Origin of the sequence: Crenothrix sp., from assembly GCF_043729335.1 — a bacterium.
In the GTDB taxonomy this organism is placed as follows: domain Bacteria; phylum Pseudomonadota; class Gammaproteobacteria; order Methylococcales; family Methylomonadaceae; genus Crenothrix.
In genome coordinates, this window is the sequence record NZ_JAYTLQ010000033.1 from 1 (window position 1) to 1,647 (window position 1,647).

Here is a 1,647-nt window from a genome sequence, read left to right on the forward strand (position 1 = left end):
AAATACGAAAGAAAAATTGCTTTTCAGCTATGGTCTAAAGAAGACGGGTTGATGTTACGTTCCGATAGTGCGCCAAAGTTTGCTTTTTCTTCCTCAGACCATGGCTTTACCGAAACCAGGATTGATGGTCATGAATGGCATATTTTCAGTATTGCAAACTCAACGGGTGAATATGTTATCCATGTCGGTCAGAAAGAAGAGATTCGGGCTGAATTAGCCGATGAAATATCATCACAACTGGTGACCCAGTTTCTTTTCGGTCTACCCTTTTTAGGTGCAGTCCTCTGGTTTATTGTAGGTCTGTCGCTAAAACCCATCAATAGATTGGAAAAAGCGCTCGCTAAACGTGAAGCCAGCTACCTTAAGCCGCTTTCTATCAAACGGTTGCCCAATGAAATCGTACCGGTGGTTAATGAGATCAATAATCTTTTTGTCCAGCTTGAACGGGCTTTTGAACATGAACGCCGATTTACTGCGGATGCTTCGCATGAATTAAGAACACCTTTGGCCGGATTGCTGACACAGGCCCATGTCGCCTTAAGAACTACCGATGAGGAGGTGCGTAAACAGGCACTTTCCCGCATTAAACAAGGCGTCAATAGAATGTCTTATATGTTGCAGCAATTGCTGACCTTCTCGCGCATTGAATCTAATACGGAGTTTTTAACCAAACAAAATACGATGGTGAGTCGTGAAGTCATACATGTTATTGCCGACCTGGAACCGGAGGCGCATAAAAAACAGATTCTTATAGAGTTTGTTGAAGACAATGCTGTACCGGTCATCGTAAACGGGCCATTGGTTGCTATTTTGATTCGGAATATTATCGATAACGCCATTAAATATACCCCCGTCAAAGGCAATGTATTGATAACAGTGACTGGGCAGGAGAAGTATTTACAACTCTGTGTTGAAGATTCAGGGCCGGGCATAGCCCCCGATCAATATGAAAAATCCCTGGAACGTTTTCATCGCTGTGTTGAAACGGCGAGTGCTGCAAAAGGCACGGGGCTTGGATTTTCCATTGTGAAACGCATTGCCGGCATTCATAACGCCGACCTGATTTTAGGCGTGTCTCAATTTGGCGGGCTGAAGGTGACGGTTTTATTCCCTTTACCAATCAGGCCGGTTGATAAATCGTGGCAAAAGAAATTAAGCTTTTTTCATCTTGGAAAGAGTAGTTGAGTAGCTCACGATTCTAATTTAGTTCATCTCCAGATTGTCCGGCTCTTCGATAACCGGATTGGAAAGAGCAGCAAGCCGGTCGGGGTTTGCAACCCCGACCGGAACGTTTGAAGACCTCAACACAAACAAAACGTGAGTGACGGGGTTGCAAACCCCGTCACGCTTCAGGCTAAGGGTTTTAAAGCATTTTCGTGCTTTTCGTGGACATTAACAGCGGTTAGTTAATAAATCGCCAGATTATCCGGCTCTTCGATAACCGGATTAGACAGTGTGCCTATGCCTTCAATTTCAATTCTGACGGTTTGCCCAGGTTTCATATAGCCGCGTGGCTGCATTTTTACACCGACACCGCTGGGCGTGCCGGTCGTAATAACATCGCCAGGTTCCAGCGTCATTGCTTGCGATAAATAAGCGATCATTTCATAGCAATTAAAAATCATTTGCCGGGTATTGCCATTCTGC

Annotated in this window: 2 protein-coding genes; one reads left to right on the plus strand and one right to left on the minus strand. The window is 44.8% G+C overall.

The annotated features are described in order from the left end of the window. On the plus strand, window positions 1-1,185 hold a 1,185-nt coding region (locus ACHZC4_RS08010; protein ID WP_394753313.1), incomplete at its 5' end, for an ATP-binding protein. A 221-nt stretch (window positions 1,186-1,406) separates the two neighbouring features. Here the strand turns inward: ACHZC4_RS08010 and ACHZC4_RS08015 are convergent. After that, window positions 1,407-1,647 (minus strand): fumarylacetoacetate hydrolase family protein (locus ACHZC4_RS08015; protein ID WP_394753314.1); only part of this gene is annotated, 241 nt, incomplete at its 5' end.